Source organism: Planobispora longispora, from assembly GCF_016863135.1.
Lineage (GTDB): Bacteria > Actinomycetota > Actinomycetes > Streptosporangiales > Streptosporangiaceae > Planobispora > Planobispora longispora.
Window position 1 is genome coordinate 34,500 of the sequence record NZ_BOOH01000042.1, and the last position, 16,818, is coordinate 51,317.

Here is a 16,818-nt window from a genome sequence, read left to right on the forward strand (position 1 = left end):
CCTCGCCGATCAACCGCCGGTGTGCCGAGGGCTGGCCTGCCCCTTGAGCTGCACGGTCCCGGGCTTGTGAACGATGACCTTCTTCACTGCCCACCCTTTCCGATCAGACGGCCGAGGGGAACTCCACCTCTGAAATCAATTGGAACATAATTTTTACGAATATTCCGGATATGGCAGATATTGGATAAAGGCATTTTCGGATCATGCACACAAAAAGAAGCGCCCCCCGACGAGGGGCGCTTCCCGGGCGCGGAACCCGCGAGGGAGGATCAGTCGCCGAGCAGGGCGTCGACGAAGACCTCCGGGTCGAAGGGGGCCAGATCGTCGGGGCCCTCGCCGAGGCCGACGAGCTTGACCGGGACGCCCAGCTCACGCTGGACGGAGATCACGATGCCGCCCTTGGCCGTGCCGTCGAGCTTGGTCAGGGCGATGCCGGTGATGTTGACGACCTCGGCGAACACCTGCGCCTGGCGCATGCCGTTCTGCCCGGTGGTGGCGTCCAGGACGAGCAGGACCTCGTCCACCGTGGCCTTCTTCTCGATGACGCGCTTGACCTTGCCGAGCTCGTCCATCAGGCCGGTCTTGGTGTGCAGGCGGCCCGCGGTGTCCACGATCACGACGTCGGCCTTGACATCCATGCCCTTGGCCACGGCGTCGAAGGCCACGGAGGCGGGGTCGCCGCCCTCCGGGCCGCGCACGACCTCGGCGCCCACCCGGTCGCCCCAGGTCTGGAGCTGGTCCGCGGCGGCGGCGCGGAAGGTGTCGGCCGCGCCGAGCACGACGTGCTTGCCGTCGCCCACCAGCGAGCGGGCCAGCTTGCCGGTGGTGGTGGTCTTGCCCGTGCCGTTGACGCCGACCACGAGCACCACCGCCGGCCGCTCGCCGTGCTTGGCGACGTGCAGGGTGCGGTCGGTGTCGGTGCCGATCTGGTTGAGCAGCTGCTCGCGCAGCAGGCCGCGCACCTCACCGGGGGACCGGCTGCCCAGCACCTTCACGCGCGTGCGCAGCTCCTCGACCATCACCTGGGTCGGGGCCACGCCGACGTCGGCGCCGATCAGCGTCTCCTCGATCTCGTCCCAGACGTCGTCGTCGAGGCGGTCGCGGGAGAGCAGCTCCAGCAGGCCCTTGCCGAGGGTGGTCTGCGAGCGGGCCAGCCGGGCGCGCAGCCGCACCATCCGGCCGGCGGACGGCGGCGGGACCTCGATCTCCGGGGCGACCGGGACCTCGATCGGCCGGGCGGGGGGCGGGACGGTGGTCGTCGCCGCCTCGTCCTCGCGGACGGTCCCGCTCGGCGGCGCCTCCCGCTCCGCCTCGGGGACCGGCCGGACCTCGGGCGGCGGGGGCGGCGGCGGGACCGCCTTCCTGCCCTGCCGGACCAGCAGGAACATGCCTCCCGCCGCGAGCAGGACGGCGACGGCGATGATCACGATTAGGCCGAGATAGCTCTCCACAAGCGCCTAGTTTTCCAGACAGCAGGCCATAGTCCGACCTTCTGCAGGTCAGGCGGGCCCGTGTTCTCTCAGACGCTTTCTCTCAGGCGCTGGCTGATGACCTGGCTGACGCCGTCACCCCGCATCGACACGCCGTACAGGGCGTCGGCGATCTCCATCGTGCGCTTCTGGTGGGTGATGATGATGATCTGCGAGGTCTGCCGGAGCTCCTCGAAGAGGGTCAGCAGCCGCTGGGTGTTGGTGTCGTCCAGAGCGGCCTCGACCTCGTCCATCACGTAGAACGGCGAGGGCCGCGCCTTGAAGATGGACACCAGGAACGCCACCGCGGTCAGCGAGCGCTCGCCGCCCGACAGCAGCGAGAGCCGCTTGACCTTCTTGCCCGGCGGCCGGGCCTCGACCTCGACGCCGGTGGTCAGCATGTTCTCGGGGTCGGTGAGCACCAGCCGGCCCTCGCCGCCCGGGAACACCCTGGAGAAGATCGTCTGGAACTCCCTGGCGACGTCCTCGTAGGCGGCGGCGAACACCTGCTCGACCCGGTCGTCCACCTCCTTGACCACGAGGAGCAGGTCGCGGCGGGTCTTCTTGAGGTCCTCCAGCTGCGAGGTCAGGAACGCGTGACGCTCCTCCAGCGCCGCGAACTCCTCCAGCGCGAGCGGGTTGACCTTGCCGAGCTGCGCCATCTGCCGCTCGGCCGCCCGGGCGCGCTTCTCCTGCTCGGCGCGGACGTACGGCACCGGCTCGCCGTCCAGCGCCGGCACGGGCTCGGCCGGGCCGTACTCGGCGATGAGGATCTCGGGCTCGACGCCGTACTCCTCGACGGCGCGGGCCTGGAGCTGCTCCAGGCGGAGCCGCTGCTCGGTCCTGGCCACCTCGCTGCCGTGCGCCCGGTTGACCAGCTTGTCCAGCTCCGCGGAGAGCTCGCGGACCTTCAGGCGCATGGCCTTGAGCGCGGCGTCGATGCGCCCGCGCTCCTGCTCGGCCTCGTCGCGCTCGGCGGCGGCCCTGGCGAGCGAGGTCTCCAGCGCGCGCTGGGCCGCCTCCGCGCCCCGCAGGACCGCCTCGGCCACCCGCGCCTGCCTGCGCCGGCGCTCGCGCAGCCGGGCGGCCCTGGCCCGCTCCTCGCGCTCGCGCTCCGCCGCGCGCGTCAGGGCGTCGGCCCGGCCCGCGATGCCCTTGACCCGCTCCTCGGCCGTGCGCACGGCCAGGCGGGCCTCCATCTCGTCCTGCCGGGCCGCCGCGCAGACCTCGGCGAGCTCGTCACGGATCTCGGTGGTGGGCTCGGCCTCCAGCTCCCCGGCGCGCTCCGCGGCGGCGAGCCGCTCCTGCAGCTCCGCCAGCTCGGCCAGGCTCCGCCCGCGCGCCTCCTCGGCGGCCCGCACGCCCTCGGCCAGCCGCGCGCATTCGTCCCTGGCGGCCGTGGCCGCCGCGCCGAGCTGGGCGAGCCGCCGCGTGGCCGCGGCGATGCGCTGGTCGGCGTCGCGCTGGCGGGCCCGGACCGCGTCCAGCGCGGCCTGGGCCGCGTTGACCCCGCCCTGGGCGGTCTGCACGCCGGTCTGGGCCTCGCCCACCCCGGCCTGGGCGGCCTCCACGGCGAGCTGGGCCTCGCCCTCGGCCCGCGCCGCCTCCCCCATGACCACCGCGGCCTCTTCGGCGGCGCGGCGGGCCTGCTCCAGATCGGCGACGGCCTCGTCGAGCGCGGCCCGCATCTGGATGGCCGAGCCGCCCGCGCTCCCGCCGCCCGCGGCGGCGTGGTCGGCGATGAGATCACCGGAGCGGGTGACGGCCCGCAGCTCCGGCCACTGCTCCACGACCTTCCTGGCGGCCTGGAGATCGTCGACGACCAGAACCCCGGCGAGCAGGCGCGCGGCGGCCGCCCGCAGCTCGGCCGGGACGGTCACCAGGTCGGCCGCCCACTCGGCGCCGGGGACCGGGACGGGGCCGGGCGGGGGCGGCGGGCTCGCGGCGGAGATGACCAGGTCCGCCCGGCCGCCCTCGCGCGCCCGCAGGAACTCCACCGCGTCCACCGCGCTCTGCAGGGACTCGACCGCGACCGCCTCGGCGGCGGCGCCGAGCACGGCGGCGACGGCGGCCTCGGCGCCGGGCCGTACGGACATCATGGCCGCGACCGGGCCGAGCACGCCGGTGACGGTCCCGCCGTCGGCGGCCAGGAGCGCGGCCCCGCCGTCCGCGCCCCTGGACAGGCCCAGCTGCAGCGCCTCGAACCGGGCCTCCAGGGCGGCGACCTGGCGCTGCGCCTTCTGATCCGCCGCGCGCGCGGCGGACAGGGCAGCCCGGGCCGCGCCCAGCGCGGCGTTCGGGCCGGCGACGGCGCCCTTGGCCTCCTCCACCACCGCCTTGGCCGCCTCCACGGCCTGCCGGGCGGAGTCCACGGCCGCCAGGGCGATCTCCAGCTCCTCCGCCAGGACGGGGTCGCCGTCCGGCTCCGCCAGCTCCTGGGCGGCGTGCTCCGCCTCGGCGCGCCCGGCCCGCTGCTCGGCCGCGGCCAGGGAGCGGGCCAGCCGGCCGATCTCCTCCTCGGCGGCCTCCGCGCGGCTGCGCACCGCGCCGGCCTGACCCCGGAGCCGGGCGAGCCCCTCACGGCGGTCGGCGGCGGCCCTGGCCTCGGCGGACAGCCTCCGCTCCTCGGCCGCGAGCGCGCTCTCGGCCTCGCTGCGCCGGGCCACCGCGTGGGCGAGCGTCTCGCGCTCCCCGGCCAGCAGTTCCTCCAGCACCTGTTCCTGCTCGCGGACCTCCTCGGCCTCGCGCTCGTAGTCCTCGGGGTCGCGCCCGCGCCGCTCCACGGCGGCGTCGGCGGCGTTCCTGCGCCGCTCGGCGGCCAGCCCGGCCAGGCCGCGCAGCCGCTCGCGGAGCGAGGACAGGCGGAAGTAGGCCTCCTGCGCGGCGGTCAGGCGCGGCTGGGCCTCGGCCTCGGCGGCCTCCAGCTCCGCCTCGCCGTGCTGGCTCCGCTCCAGCTCCTCCTCGACCGCCCTGCGGCGGGCCAGGACGGCGGCCTCGTCGGCGGCCTCACGCTCCAGGGCGGTCCGCAGCGTGAGCACGTCGTCGGCCAGAAGGCGCAGCCGGGCGTCGCGGAGGTCGGCCTGGATGACGGCGGCCTTGCGGGCGATCTCGGCCTGCCGGCCCAGCGGCTTGAGCTGGCGGCGCAACTCGGTGACGAGGTCCTGGACGCGGGTCAGGTTGGCCTGCATGGCGTCCAGCTTCCGCAGCGCCTTCTCCTTGCGCTTGCGGTGCTTCAGGACCCCGGCGGCCTCCTCGATGAACGACCGGCGGTCTTCCGGGCCGGCGTGCAGCACCTGGTCGAGCTGGCCCTGGCCGACGATGACGTGCATCTCGCGGCCGATGCCGGAGTCGGACAGCAGCTCCTGGATGTCGAGCAGGCGGCAGGTGTCGCCGTTGATGGCGTATTCGCTCTGGCCGCCCCGGAACATCAGGCGGCTGATCGTGACCTCGGTGTAGTCGATCGGGAGGGCGCCGTCGGAGTTGTCGATGGTGAGCGTGACCTCGGCGCGGCCCAGCGGGGCCCGCGAGGAGGTGCCGGCGAAGATGACGTCCTCCATCTTGCCGCCGCGCAGGGATTTGGCGCTGTGCTCGCCCATGACCCAGGCCAGGGCGTCGACCACGTTGGACTTGCCGGAGCCGTTGGGGCCGACGACGGCGGTGATGCCCGGTTCGAAGCGCAGGGTGGTCGCCGAGGCGAAGGACTTGAAGCCGCGCAGGGTGAGGGTCTTCAAGTACATCGCGAACCCCCTCGTCCCCTGGCCGTCGTGCGAGCCGCCCGCACCGGCGCCGGTGCTCTCCCTCGGACCCGTGGTGGCGCGGCGCGCCACGGCTCGGGGCGGCGACCGGCGTCCGGATCGGGTCACCGGCACGCCCTTGTCGGGGAAGACTACCGTTCTTCGCCCGCGCCCGCCCGCGCACGGCCTAGGGTGCCCTGCATGGATGCGGAACGCGGCGAGGGGCTTGTTCCACAACCCTCCCGAAGTGGGAAAAATCAGCTTATTCGAAGAAGTTTTCTGGTGAGCGGAGGCCTGGCCCTGGCGGGTCTCGGCGGGCTCTCCCTGCTGCTCGGACCGGACGGCCTGCGGGACGCCTACGGGCAGATCAAGTGCGGCGCGCTGCCCGATCCCCCGGAGAGCACCCCCGGCAGCCGCCAGAGCGGCACGATGGACGGCCGCCGGGTGGTCATCGGGCTCCCGCCCGGGGCGCGGGGCAGGCTCCCCGTGGTGATCCTGCTGCAGGACACCGGGGGCGACGCGCTGACCCCGTTCGGCCTCTACGCGGTGGACCGCTATCTGGCGGCCGGCGGCGCGCGCTTCGCGGTCGCCTCCGTCGACGACTGGCCCTCCGCCGATCTCGGCGGCGCGCTCCTGCCCTACCTGTACGGCTGCGGCCTGGACGTCCGCAGGATCGGGCTGCTGGGCTGGGCCGCCGGAGGCGCGGGGGCGCTGAGGATAGCCGCCGGGCTGGGCAAGGAGAGGGTCGCCGCGGTCGGGGCGTCGGCGCCGGCCGTCACCGCGGGGCAGGCCCCGCTGGGCGAGCTGCTGGACATCCCGGTCTGGCTGGACTGCGGCGACCGCGACAGCTGGGCGCCCCAGACGGAGACGATGCTCAAAGGACTGCGGGCGCTGGGCGCGACGGCCGAGGGCGGGATCGCCGGAGGGTGCCACGACCCGGCCTACCACCGCCGGGTCCTGCCGGACCAGCTGAACTTCCTGGCGCGTCACATGGGCGCGTGAGGCGGCTGTGACGCGGGAGTGAGATGAGGCCGAGGTTCGCCCGGGAGGCCACGGGGTGGCCCCTCACCCGGAGGCCGATGGCCGAACCCACGGCCTCAGGGTAGGGAAATGACAAGGGACGCCCGGTGAAGGCGTCCCTGGACAAGGTGTTTCCACACCGGCTTTCCGATGGAAGCCCGCTCCTGTCCCCGCGCCGCGCAGCGAGCGAGGGGCCGACGAGGGAACAGGGCTCAGGTGAGAGCCGGCTCGCGATCCTGCAGGCGGAACGTCTCTTCACGGTTGTTTCCCGTGAGCTCGTCGTTCTGGGCCTGGAGCCGGGTGAGCTCTGCCTCCAGATCACGGATGCGCTGCTGAAGCCGGCGCATTTCCGAGACCATCCGAGGGTCGGGACCGCCGACGTGGCCGAGTAGAGCCTTCGCCATGGTAAAGGGTCCTCCACGCTGAGTGACCAGACTGGTTCGCGCACTTCTTGCCGCGGGAGGGGTGCGCGTAGTTCTTATCAAGAGTCGCACCGGTGAGGGAGACGGTCAAGTTGAACACTCCGCTTGGATGCACCAGTGGGCACTCTCGACGACTAAATATACCTTATGTGACAGTTTAAGGGAAGAGCTAGCGCTCGACAAACCCCACCAAATCACCTTTAGCTTCGCTCCAGCGCTCTACAACTCCATCGACCTTGCCGGGAGTCGCGCAACCCCGCAGCGACTCCAGGAGCCCGGCGGCGGCCTCCCTGGGGCCTTCGGCCACCACTTCCACCCGGCCGTCGGCGGTGTTCCGCGCCCAGCCGACCAGGCCGAGCTCCAGCGCCCGCGCCCGCGTCCACCAGCGGAAACCCACCCCCTGGACCCGCCCCCTGACCCAGGCGGTCAGCCGCACGTCCGTCATGGACCGGCCTCCCTTGGGGCCCGGAGGGCTCGCGGAGCCCGCGGAGCTCGCGGAGCTCGCGGCCGGGGCTGGCAGCCCGGGCAGCTGTAGGAGGAGCGGTTCATGAACGACTCCCGGACGATCGGGGATCCGCACCGCGAGCAGGGCCGGTCGCGCCTGCCGTACACGGAGAGCGACCGCTCGAAGTAACCGCTCTCCCCATTGACATTCACGTAGAGACTGTCGAAAGATGTGCCGCCCTCCGCCAGGGCCGCGGTCATCACCTCCCGGGCGGCGTCCAGCAGCTCGGCGACCTTCGGCCGGGTCAGCGCCGCCGTGGACCGCGCACCGTGCAGCCGGGCCCGCCAGAGCGCCTCGTCGGCGTAGATGTTGCCCACCCCGCTGATCAGCGACTGGTCCAGCAGCGCCCGCTTGACCTCGGTCTGCCGGGCCCGCAGCCGCCGGGCGAACGCCTCGGCGTCGAAGTGCTCCTCGAACGGATCGGCCGCGATATGGGTGATCGGCTCGGGCACCGGCCGGCCGACGGCGTGCGCCAGCGGGGTGACCAGCACGTGGCCGAAGGTCCGCTGATCGACGAAGCGCAGCTCGGGGCCGCCGTCGGTGAAGCTCAGCCGGACCCGCAGGTGCCTCTCCAGGGGGGAGTCCGGCTCGACCACCAGCAGCTGGCCGCTCATCCCCAGGTGCGCCAGGATCGCCTCGGCGCCGTCCAGCGGGAGCCAGAGATATTTCCCCCGCCGCTCGGCGGGACCGATCACGCGGCCCCGGAGGCGGGAGGCGAACTCCTCCGCGCCGGGGACGTGCCGCCGGATCGCCCGGGGGTGCAGCACCTCGGCGCGGGCGACGGTCCGCCCGGACACCCAGCGCTCCAGCCCCCGCCTGACGACCTCGACCTCGGGCAGCTCAGGCATGCGTCCTCTCCTCTCCGGCTCGCCTCTCCGGGGCGGGCGACCGGTTCTCCTCCCCGGAGGGTCAGCCGGCCTCGCGCCCGTCCTGAGCCGTCTCACGGCCGTTCGCGGTCCGGTGCCCGTCCTGGGCGGCCCGCTCGTTCTGGGCGTTCCTGATGCGGTTCCACGCCGCCTCGGCGGCCTGCTGCTCGGCTTCCTTCTTCGAACGGCCGGAGCCCGAGCCGTACTCCTCGCCGCCGAGGCGGACCACGGCGGTGAAGGACTTGGCGTGGTCGGGGCCGCTCTCCTCGACGTGGTACTCCGGCACGCCGAGCGACTCGGAGGCGGTCAGCTCCTGCAGGGAGGTCTTCCAGTCGAGCCCCGCGCCCAGCGAGGCCGAGCGGGTGATGAGCGCGTCGAAGAGCAGGTGGACGACGCGGAAGGACTCGTCCAGGCCCTTGTCGACGTAGACCGAGCCGATCAGGGCCTCGAGGGTGTCGGCCAGGATCGAGGACTTGTCACGCCCCCCGGTGCCCTCCTCGCCCCGGCCGAGCCGCAGGAAGCGCCCCAGGCCCAGGTTGCGGGCCACGTCGGCGAGGGCACGCATGTTGACCACCGCGGCCCGCAGCTTGGCCAGCTGGCCCTCGGGCAGGTCGGGGTGGTTGCGGTAGAGCGTGTCGGTGACCACCAGGCCGAGCACCGAGTCGCCGAGGAACTCCAGGCGCTCGTTGGTCGGCAGGCCGCCGTTCTCGTAGGCGTAGGAGCGGTGGGTCAGCGCCCGCTCCAGGATCCCCAGGTCCAGCTGTACGGCCAGCAGCCGCTCCAGCTCGTCCCTCGCGATCTCGACGGCCACGGGCTTCACGGTCGTTGCCACATCTTCTCCTCGCACAGCGATCGATGGAATCCGCGATGGCGAGGAAGAGGAAGAGGAAACGCCCGATACTCCGAAGACGTGGTGGGCGCCGGGAGGGCACGCGCAGCCGCGAACCCCGGCGTCCACCACGACCGCGGACGGACCGCCATCGCATCGGGTGGAGACGGTGACGCCGGCCGGGGGCGGAAGGCCCCCGACCGGCATCCGTCAGTCAGACTGCGATCAGGCGGAGGGCTCGATCACCTGACGGCGGTTGTAGGTGCCGCAGGTGGGGCACGCCATGTGCGGACGCTTCGGCGAGCGGCACTGGGGGCAGCTCACGAGCGAGACCGCGGCGGCCTTCCACTGCGACCGGCGGGAGCGAGTGTTGCTCCGCGACATCTTGCGCTTGGGGACAGCCACGTCAGCTCTCCTGATCGTTGTTATGTTCCGGTACCAAACCCTGCAGCTTGGCCCAGCGGGCGTCGATGACCTCGTGCTTGTGACCGGGCTCGGCGTCAGCCAGCCTGATCCCGCAATCCGTGCAGAGCCCGGCGCAGTCTTCACTGCAGAGCGGGCTCAGCGGCAGTGTGAGCACCACCGCGTCACGGAGAACGGGCTCGAGATCGAGCAATTCACCGTCGAGAAGCGAGTCGTCCTCGGCCGCATCCTCAGCCGAGTAGAAGAACAGCTCCTGGAACGACACCTCGGTCTCCGAGGTGACCGGTTCCAGGCACCGTGCGCACTCCCCCCGCAGCGGGGTGAGCGCCGTGCCCGTGACGAGCACGCCTTCCATGACCGCCTCAAGCCGGAGGTCCAGCTTCACGTCGGCGTCTTTGGGGACGCCGATCATGTCGACGCCGATGTCCGCCGGTGCCGGGAGAGTGAGACGCATCTCACGCATCGATCCCGGTCGTCGGCCCAGGTCATGGGTGGAGACCACCCATGGGGCTCGGGGATCAAGGTGCAGAGTCATTCCGCTCTCATCAGGCATGGCGAACACCGCCGTCGTGCAAGGCCGAAATAAGAGAATACCAGGGCCTGGAGGTTATCCTGCGACCTCTCCGCCGAGCGGCGGGGAGACGGCCCCGGAGACGCCTCCCGGATCTCCGGCCCGCCGCGCGACGGCCCGGGATCCGGGAGACGGACCTAACCGTGGAGCCTGTCGACCAGGCGTTCCAGGACGAGGTCGGGGACCAGGCCGGCCACGCTCCCGCCGTACCGGACGATCTCCTTGATCCGGCTGGAGGAGAGGAACGACACTTCCGGACCGGTCGCCATGAACAGCGTCTCGACCCCGGACATCCGGTAGTTGAGCTGCGCCATCTGCAGCTCGTAGTCGAAGTCGCTGATCGCGCGCAGACCCTTGACGATCGCAGGGATCTCCTGCTGCTTGCAGTAGTCCACGAGCAGGCCGTGGAACTTGTCCACGCGGACGTTGCCGTACTCCTTGGTCACGGCCTGGAGCATGTCGATGCGCTCCTCCACCGTGAACAGGCTTTTCTTCTCGATGTTGATCAGGACGGCTACGACAACCTCGTCGTACTGCCGGGAAGCCCGGCCGATGATGTCCAGATGGCCGTTGGTGACGGGGTCGAAGGACCCCGGGCAGACAACGCGTCGCAAGGCGAACCCCCAGGTTTACGGATTCCCGGCGGCGCGACCGTACCAAACGGCCGCTTCCCCGTAACGACGGACCCTCTCCTCTTCGAACCCCGGGGGCCAGACCAGGTCTTTTCCGCGGCTCTCCCGCTCCACCGCGATCAGCGCGTCCTCCGCCAGCCAGCCGTGGTCGCGCAGCTGCCCCAGCACGGCGTCGACCTCCTCGGCGGTCACCGCGTAGGGAGGATCGGCGAACACGAAGTCGTACGGCTCCGCGGCGCCCCGGGCGAGCACCCGCTCCACCTTGTCCGCGGCGAGCTCGGCTCCCGGCAGGCCGAGGGCGGCGACGTTGGCCCTGATCGTCCTGACGGCCTTGGCGTCGCACTCCACCAGCAGCGCGTGGGCCGCGCCCCGGGACAGGGCCTCCAGCCCGACGGCGCCCGACCCGGCGTAGAGGTCCAGCACCCGGGCCCCGTCCAGCGAGCCGAGCAGCGACCCCACCGTGGAGAAGATCGCCTCCCTCGCCCGGTCGCTGGTGGGCCGCGTCCGGTTCCCCGGTGGCACGGCCAGCCGCCTTCCTCCTGCGATCCCCGCGATGACTCGACTCACCTCCCCATTGTCCCGTGTCGCGTCCCGCACCGGGGACGACCGCATAACCGCAGGTCAGGCGGGCTCGTTACGGTGATCTCGGTCAAGAGTGGGCAAGGAGTGGCGAGGAAAGCGCAAGGGTCGTTCCCCCGGGCCCCGACACCTTGCATGATGAGTGCTGCGGCCTTCAAGTGACCCAGGGGGAGGCCGACCGACGTGGTCGTGAGCCCTTCCGCACGTCGGTGCTCTCGGCACCTGACCCGAGAGTGGGCCCAGGCGGGGACGGCATTCGGGGGGAGGCCGTCCCCGCTACTGGGCTTTCCGCCTCCATGCTCCCGGAGGGATCAGGTCTTCTCCAGGTACTCGGCGCGGTCGTCGGCGAGCAGGCGCTCGATCTCCGTCCGCAGGACCGGGTGGCCGACCAGGTCGGGGTCGGCCGTCAGCATCGTCTCCGCCTCCTGCCGGGCGGTCTGGATGACGTCCTCGTCGCGCAGCAGGCGAAGCATCTTCAACGACGACCTGCGGCCCGACTGCGCCACGCCCAGCACGTCGCCCTCCCGGCGCTGCTCCAGGTCGACCCGGGAGAGCTCGAAGCCGTCCAGCGTCTCCGCGACCGCGTCGAGCCGCTCGCGGGCCGGGGTGCCCGCGGGGGACTCGCTCACCAGCAGGCACAGCCCGGGCAGGCCGCCCCGGCCCACCCGGCCGCGGAGCTGGTGGAGCTGGGAGACGCCGAAGCGGTCGGCGTCCATGATGACCATGACCGAGGAGTTGGGGACGTCCACGCCGACCTCGATGACCGTGGTCGCCACCAGGACGTCCACCTCGCCCCGGGCGAAGGAGCGCATCACGGCGTCTTTCTCCTCCGGCGGCAGCTTGCCGTGGAGCACCGCCGTGCGCAGCCCGAGCAGCGGCCCCTGCGAGAGCATCTCCGCCACGTCCAGAACCGCCAGCGGCGGCCTCCGGTCGTCGTCGTCCTTCACCTTCACCAGGTCGCCCTCGTCGCCCTCCAGATCGCCGATGCGCGGGCACACCACGTAGGCCTGCCTGCCCAGCTCGATCTCCTCCCGGAGGCGGACCCACGCGCGGTCCAGGAAGTGCGGCTTCTCGGAGACCGGGACCACGTGCGTGGTGATCGGGGCGCGGCCGGAGGGGAGCTGGGAGAGCGTGGAGACCGTGAGGTCGCCGAAGACGGTCATGGCCACCGTGCGCGGGATCGGCGTGGCGGTCATGACCAGGACGTGCGGGCGCCCGCCCCCGGCCTTCTCGCGCAGCGCGTCGCGCTGCTCCACGCCGAAGCGGTGCTGCTCGTCGACCACGACCAGCCCCAGATCGGCGAACTGGACCTTCTCCTGGAGCACCGCGTGGGTGCCGACCACGATCCCGGCCGCGCCCGAGGCGGCGTCGAGCAGCGCCGTACGGCGCGCCGCCGCGCCCAGCGAGCCGGTCAGCAGGGCGACCGCGGTGCCGCCGAACATGCCGCCGGCGGCCAGGTCGCCGAGCATGGCGGAGATCGACCGGTGGTGCTGCTGGGCGAGCACCTCGGTGGGCGCCAGCAGCACGGCCTGGCCTCCGGCGTCGACCACCTGGAGCATCGCCCGCAGCGCCACCACGGTCTTGCCCGCGCCGACCTCGCCCTGGAGCAGCCGGTGCATCGGGTGGGGCCGGGCCAGGTCGGCCGCGATCTCCTCGCCGACCTCCCGCTGCCCCTCGGTGAGCTGGAACGGCAGCCGCTCGTCGAAGTCGGCCAGCAGCCCGTCGTCGCGCCGGGGCCGGGGCGTGGCGGGCCAGGACTCGGCGGCCATCCGCCGCTGCATCAGCACGGCCTGCAGCAGGAACGCCTCGTCGAACTTGAGCCGCTTGCGCGCCCTGGTCACGTCGCCGTGGTCGCGCGGCCGGTGGATCGCGGTCAGCGCCTCGGCCAGGCCGGGGAGCGAGAGCCGGGCGCGGAGCTCGTCGGGGAGCGGGTCGTCCAGCTGCCCCATGGTGTCCAGGATCACGCCCAGCGCCCGCCGGATCGCCCAGGGCGTCACGTCCTTGCCCGCGGGATAGATCGGCACCAGCGCGTTGGCGAACTCCCCCGCGCTCGTCTCGGTCTCGTCGATCATCTCGAACTCGGGGTGGGAGAGCTGCCACTTGCGCCGCTCGCCCTGGCCGAAGGCGCTGACCTTGCCCGCGAACATGCCCCGGGCCCCGGGGCGCAGCCGGGTCTCGGCGATGTGGGACGCCTTGCCGAAGAACGACAGGTAGATCTTGCTCCGCCGGCCGTCGACGACCTCGGCCTCAAGCCAGGTGCCGCCCTTGTTGCGCATCGGCTTGCGCATCGTCCTGGTGACCTCGCCGATCACCGTGACGTGCTCGTCGACCCGCAGGTCGTCGAGGTCGGTCAGCTCACCCCGCTGGGCGTAGCGCCGCGGATAGTGCCGGAGCAGGTCACCGGCCGTGCGCAGGCCGAGCACGCTCTCCAGCAGCCGGGCCGTCTTCGGGTCCAGCGCCTTGGCCAGTGGCTCGTCGAAGCTCGTCACCGCAAATTTCTACCTCTCCCCACCGACATTCCCGTGGCTTTCCGTCACACCGGGGGTCGACCCGTCACCCGCCGTGACCGGCCGGATCCGCCGCCCGCCGGCCGGCACCGGGGCGGCGCCGGCCGTACGGCCCGCCGCGGCGCCGGTCATTCGACACCGATCAGCAGCGGATAACCGCCCTGACCCCCCTCGTAGCGGATCACCTCGATGTCGGGCCGCTCACCGGCCAGCCGGTCCTGTACGGCCCGCATCAGCCCGCCGGGGGCGCCGCTGCCCTCCAGCAGGGTGACCAGCTCGCTGCTGGCCGACACCATGCGGCCGACGACCTCGAGCGCGGTCTCCACCAGGTCCGCGCCGACGATCGCGGCGTCCCCGTCGATCACACCCAGCACGTCTCCCGGCCGGACGAGCCCGGCGCTCGTCATGACCACGCGGTCGGCCACCCAGACGTGCCCGTACCGGGTGTGCGCCGCGGCCTCGGTCATCGCCACCACGTCGTCGTCGAAGCGCCGGAGCGGATCGTGCACCGCCAGCGCCGCCAGGCCCTGCACCGAGGCCCTGGTGGGCAGCACGCTCACCACGGTCCCCTCCTCGCGGGCGATCTCCGCGGCGGCCGCCGCGACCTCGCGCGTCCCGCTGTCGTTGGGCAGGACCACGACCTCGCTGCCCGCCTGGCGGATCGCGGCCAGCACCGCGGCCGCCGACGGGCTGGCCCCGGGGTCCCGGCGCACCACCACGGCGCCGGACCGCTCGAACACCGCGCCCAGCGCCTCCCCCGCCGCCACGGCCACCACGCCCCGCCCGCGTGCGGCCCGGTGCGTCCGGCCGGCCGCGGCCAGGTGGGTCACCTTGATCCGGTACGGCCTGCCGTGCCGGATGCCCGCCTCGATCGCCGCGCCCGCGTCGTCCACGTGGACGTGGACGTTCCAGAGCCCCTCGCCCCCCACGACCACCAGCGAGTCGCCGAGCGCGTCGAGCTCCCCGCGCAGCGCGCCCACCGCCGCCGTGTCGGCCTCCAGCAGGTACATGACCTCGTAGGAGGGCCCCGCCTCCGGCTCCGGGGTGAGCCGGTGCGCGGGCGCCGGGATGTCCAGCCGTTCGGTGTAGGAGTCGGTCACCACCGCGGCGAGGCTCTCCAGGATCAGGGCCAGCCCCGCGCCGCCCGCGTCCACCACTCCGTTGCGGGCGAGCACGTCGAGCTGGCCGGTGGTCCGCCGGAGCGCCGCCCGGGCCTCCTCGGCCGCCCGCCTGACCACCGAGGCGAGATCCCCGGACAGGTCCCGCACCGCGACGGCGACCGAGCCGAGCACGCTCAGCAGCGTGCCCTCGACGGGTCTCTCCACCGCGGCCCGGGCCAGCTCGGCGGCCCGGGCCAGCCCGCGCCCCAGATCGGCGCCCCGTCCCTCGGCGGTCCCGAACACCTCGGCCAACCCGCGGAGCGCCTGGCTGACGATGACCCCGGAGTTGCCCCGCGCGCCGAGCAGGGCGCCCTGCGCGAGCGTCCGCCAGGTGGTCGCCGCGTCGGCGTCGCCGGGCAGCCCCTCCAGCGCCTCCGCCGCCGAGAGCATGGTCAGGTGGAGATTCGTCCCGGTGTCGCCGTCGGGCACCGGGAAGACGTTGAGCGCGTCGATCTCCTCCCGCGCCCGGCCGAGGTTCTCCGCCGCGAGCCGGGACCACCGCCGTACCGCCGGCGGATCGAGAACCTCCAGCATCCTGCCTCCGTGCCTGTGGTCGCGCGCGACCCGCCGCCTGTCAGTCCCCGGATGCGCTACGGTTGCCTCGGAGATTATCCCCGTTCGGCCGGTCGTGGCAGCTCGCGTTGGCATGCAAGGTCAGGCATCGGATATCCTCGTTTGGCCAGCCGGTTGTCCCGGCATGCCCGATGACCGCCAAGCGGATCGGGTCTATCGACTGATAAAAGGAGCGAACCGTGGCTTCCGTCTGCGACGTCTGCGCTAAGAAGCCGATCTTCGGCAACAACATCTCCCACTCGCACCGCCGCACCCGGCGCAACTGGAAGCCGAACATCCAGCCCGTGCGCGCGGTCGTGAACGGCACGCCGAAGCGGCTGAACGTGTGCACCTCCTGCATCAAGGCCGGCAAGGTCACCCGCTAGCCAGACTTCCCGACGGCCCGCCGCCCCGACGAGGGGCAGGCGGGCCGTCGGCGTTCCCCACCCCGCCGATGATCTGTTTCCCGCCCGGGCAAGGAGCTGTCTCACACCCCGGCGGGAATCCGTCTCACACCCGGTGGGGATCCGTCTCACACCCGGTGGGGATCCGTTTCCCCTCGGCGAGGGGCCGGGGGCTCGGACGGCGCCCGCCCGGAGAGCCGACGACCGCCGTTCCGGAGCCGGAGAGCGGCTAGCGATCGCGCCAGCGCCAGGCGTGGTCGACCGGGCCGATGCCCGCGCCCAGGGGGAAACCCCGGACGATCGCGCCGGTGACGTACTCCTTGGCCTTCTCCACGGCGGACGGCACGTCCTCGCCGCGGGCCAGGTGGGAGGCGATGGCCGAGGCCAGGGTGCAGCCGGTGCCGTGGGTGTGGCGGTTGTCGTGCCGCTCGGCGGTGAAGCGGAACTCCCGGGTGCCGTCGGTCAGCAGGTCGACCGGGGGGCCGGGCAGGTGACCGCCCTTGATCAGCGCCCAGGACGGCCCCAGCTCCAAGATCGCATCCGCGGCCGCGCGCAGGTCCGCCTCGCTTTCGACCTTGACCCCGGTGAGCTGGGCGACCTCCCACAGGTTGGGGGTGACGACGGTGGCCACGGGCAGCAGCCGCGACTTCACCGTCTCCACGGCCTCGGGGGCGAGCAGCGCGTCGCCGTGCTTGGAGACCCCGACCGGGTCCACCACGACCGGCGCGCCCGCCCCGGCCAGCACCTCCGCGACGGTCTCCACGAGCACGGGCGAGGCCAGCATCCCCGTTTTGATCGCCTGGGCGCCGATGTCGCCCAGCACCGAGTCGAGCTGGGCGCGCACCGCCTCCGGCGGGAGCTCCCAGTAACCCTGCACACCCACCGAGTTCTGCGCGGTCACCGCGGCGATCACGCTCATGCCGTGCACGCCGAGGGCCAGCATGGTCTTCAGGTCAGCTTGGATGCCCGCGCCGCCGCCGGAGTCGGAACCGGCGACGGTCAGCACGCGGGGAGGGGACGAAACGGTCATGACCCCATCCAACCAGCCCGCGCGGGAGCCATCCAACCGGCCGGTTCACCCGCCCGGCCGCCCTGAGCCCGCTCACCCTCCCGGCCACCCGGGGGGCCCGCTCACCCGCCCGGCC

Annotated in this window: 15 protein-coding genes; 2 read left to right on the forward strand and 13 right to left on the reverse strand. The window is 72.9% G+C overall.

Features of this window, described 5'->3' with window-relative positions:
• Positions 1–269: 269 nt before the first annotated feature.
• Both ftsY and smc read right to left on the reverse strand, forming a co-directional pair.
• On the reverse strand, positions 270–1,451 hold the full coding sequence (ftsY, locus tag Plo01_RS25095) for a signal recognition particle-docking protein FtsY (RefSeq protein WP_373871715.1): 1,182 nt from the start codon (positions 1,449–1,451) through the stop codon (positions 270–272).
• 68 nt (positions 1,452–1,519) lie between these two features.
• Positions 1,520–5,206, reverse strand: a complete 3,687-nt coding sequence (gene smc, locus Plo01_RS25100) for a chromosome segregation protein SMC (RefSeq protein ID WP_203893143.1) — start codon at positions 5,204–5,206, stop codon at positions 1,520–1,522.
• 279 nt (positions 5,207–5,485) lie between these two features.
• On the opposite strand from smc, the gene Plo01_RS25105 reads away from it, so the two are divergent.
• Positions 5,486–6,205 (forward strand): hypothetical protein, encoded by a 720-nt coding sequence (locus Plo01_RS25105; RefSeq protein ID WP_203893144.1) that lies wholly within the window; start codon positions 5,486–5,488, stop codon positions 6,203–6,205.
• A 230-nt stretch (positions 6,206–6,435) separates the two neighbouring features.
• Here the strand turns inward: Plo01_RS25105 and Plo01_RS25110 are convergent, their stop codons facing one another.
• The 10 genes from Plo01_RS25110 to fakA all read right to left on the reverse strand — a co-directional run bounded on the left by Plo01_RS25110 (position 6,436) and on the right by fakA (position 15,251).
• A complete protein-coding gene (locus Plo01_RS25110) occupies positions 6,436–6,627 on the reverse strand; it encodes a hypothetical protein (protein ID WP_203893145.1) in 192 nt (63 codons plus the stop codon).
• 187 nt (positions 6,628–6,814) lie between these two features.
• Positions 6,815–7,090 carry an acylphosphatase gene (locus tag Plo01_RS25115; protein ID WP_203893146.1) on the reverse strand — a complete coding sequence of 92 codons (276 nt, stop codon included), beginning with the start codon at positions 7,088–7,090 and terminating at the stop codon, positions 6,815–6,817.
• On the reverse strand, positions 7,087–7,998 hold the full coding sequence (mutM, locus tag Plo01_RS25120) for a bifunctional DNA-formamidopyrimidine glycosylase/DNA-(apurinic or apyrimidinic site) lyase (protein ID WP_203893147.1): 912 nt from the start codon (positions 7,996–7,998) through the stop codon (positions 7,087–7,089). The genes Plo01_RS25115 and mutM overlap by 4 nt, the downstream gene beginning before the upstream one ends.
• A gap of 61 nt (positions 7,999–8,059) precedes the next feature.
• Entirely contained in the window at positions 8,060–8,815 is a 756-nt protein-coding gene (gene rnc / locus Plo01_RS25125; protein WP_239317043.1) for a ribonuclease III, read from the reverse strand.
• Between the two features lie 255 nt (positions 8,816–9,070).
• Complete coding sequence (gene rpmF / locus Plo01_RS25130; RefSeq protein ID WP_068926486.1) at positions 9,071–9,250, reverse strand: 50S ribosomal protein L32; 180 nt, start codon at positions 9,248–9,250, stop codon at positions 9,071–9,073.
• A gap of 1 nt (position 9,251) precedes the next feature.
• The gene (locus Plo01_RS25135; RefSeq protein ID WP_203893148.1) at positions 9,252–9,803 is read right to left on the reverse strand and encodes a YceD family protein; all 552 of its coding nucleotides are present in this window, start codon (positions 9,801–9,803) and stop codon (positions 9,252–9,254) included.
• A gap of 173 nt (positions 9,804–9,976) precedes the next feature.
• Positions 9,977–10,453 (reverse strand): pantetheine-phosphate adenylyltransferase, encoded by a 477-nt coding sequence (gene coaD, locus Plo01_RS25140; protein ID WP_203893149.1) that lies wholly within the window; start codon positions 10,451–10,453, stop codon positions 9,977–9,979.
• A gap of 15 nt (positions 10,454–10,468) precedes the next feature.
• Positions 10,469–11,038: a 16S rRNA (guanine(966)-N(2))-methyltransferase RsmD gene (rsmD, locus tag Plo01_RS25145; protein ID WP_203893150.1), complete on the reverse strand. Its 570-nt coding sequence runs from the start codon at positions 11,036–11,038 to the stop codon at positions 10,469–10,471.
• Positions 11,039–11,361: 323 nt separating this feature from the next.
• Entirely contained in the window at positions 11,362–13,539 is a 2,178-nt protein-coding gene (recG, locus tag Plo01_RS25150) for an ATP-dependent DNA helicase RecG (protein WP_203893151.1), read from the reverse strand.
• A gap of 146 nt (positions 13,540–13,685) precedes the next feature.
• The gene (gene fakA / locus Plo01_RS25155) at positions 13,686–15,251 is read right to left on the reverse strand and encodes a DAK2 domain-containing protein (protein WP_203893152.1); all 1,566 of its coding nucleotides are present in this window, start codon (positions 15,249–15,251) and stop codon (positions 13,686–13,688) included.
• A 218-nt stretch (positions 15,252–15,469) separates the two neighbouring features.
• On the opposite strand from fakA, the gene rpmB reads away from it, so the two are divergent.
• Positions 15,470–15,655: a 50S ribosomal protein L28 gene (rpmB, locus tag Plo01_RS25160; protein ID WP_068926498.1), complete on the forward strand. Its 186-nt coding sequence runs from the start codon at positions 15,470–15,472 to the stop codon at positions 15,653–15,655.
• A gap of 247 nt (positions 15,656–15,902) precedes the next feature.
• On the opposite strand, the gene thiD is transcribed toward rpmB, so the two are convergent.
• Positions 15,903–16,703, reverse strand: a complete 801-nt coding sequence (gene thiD / locus Plo01_RS25165) for a bifunctional hydroxymethylpyrimidine kinase/phosphomethylpyrimidine kinase (RefSeq protein ID WP_203893153.1) — start codon at positions 16,701–16,703, stop codon at positions 15,903–15,905.
• Between the last annotated feature and the right edge of the window lie 115 nt (positions 16,704–16,818).